A 1113-nucleotide genomic window follows, 5' to 3' on the forward strand; every position below is an offset into this window, starting at 1 on the left:
TGTGATGTCCAGGCAGGTTGTTGAGTCTGCTGAAGGGTGCGGCTCCGATTGCGGAGTGTCGCCTGTGGTGATTGTAGAAGTGGATCCAGCCGGGTAGCGCGTTGCGGCGCTCGGACTCTGAACCGTAGAACCGGGCGTAGGCCCAGCCGTCGGCGAGGGTGCGGTGGAATCTCTCGATTTTGCCGTTGGTCTGGGGCCGGTAAGGCCGGGTCCGCTTCGGGGTGACGCCGAGCTCGTGGCAGGCGTCTCGCCACGCGTATGACTTGTAGGCGGAGCCGTTGTCGGAGAGGACGCGCTCGACGGTGACGCCTCGATCGGCGAACCACGACACCGCGCGGCGCAGCACGCCGATCGCGGTGTCGGCCTTCTCGTCGGCGCAGATCTCGACGTAGGCCACCCGAGAGTGATCATCGATGACGGTGTGGAGGAACGATCGCCCGATTCGCGGCTGCCAGGCAGGTGCCCACTCGCCGGTGCGACGCGAGGTCGTGGACCGGTTCGGCCGGGCTGCTTGACGGCCCAGGAACCGGTGCCCGCCACCGTCGGGGATGTTGCCGAACTTCGTGACATCGACGTGGATCAGCGACCCCGGATGATCGTGTTCGTAGCGTCGGATCGGTTCGCCGGTGGCCCGGTCGATGCGGCTGAGCCGGTTGATTCGGCACCGCACCAACACGGCATGCACGGTCGAGACCGGAAGCCCAAGCTCCCCGGCAATCTGCGCCGGACCGAGCCGGCCACGCCACCGCAGCCGCACGATCCTCTTCACCACCGGCAGCGGCGTCTTGGTAGGCGTGAAGCGGGGACGGCTCGACCTGTCAACCATCCCGGCTGCACCCTCCGAGCGCAGCCGAGCCGCCCACTTGCGGGCGGTGACGGGCGAGACCATGAACATCTTCGCCGCGACGGCAACGGGCCAGCCATCCTCGACGATCAACGTCGCCAGCCTGAGACGAGCGCGCGGGGTCAGCGCAGCGTTAGCGTGGGACACGAAGGCCTCCTTGGTTCGTGAAGCGGTTCCTTGAACAGCTCCACTTCACACCCGGGAGGCCTTCGCCTGTCAGCACCTCAAAGACGAATCCCCGAAACAACGTCCCTGGACATCACATCTAG

General features: G+C 66.5%; 1 protein-coding gene. It reads right to left on the reverse strand.

All coding sequences use genetic code 11. The annotated features are described in order from the left end of the window. Nucleotides 1–991: IS481 family transposase (locus tag ACFC1I_RS21045; RefSeq protein WP_376014104.1), on the reverse strand; the 991-nt coding region annotated here is incomplete at its 3' end. Between the last annotated feature and the right edge of the window lie 122 nt (nt 992–1113).

The sequence above is a fragment of the Microbacterium sp. NPDC056044 genome (genome assembly GCF_042267145.1).
Taxonomy (GTDB): domain Bacteria; phylum Actinomycetota; class Actinomycetes; order Actinomycetales; family Microbacteriaceae; genus Microbacterium.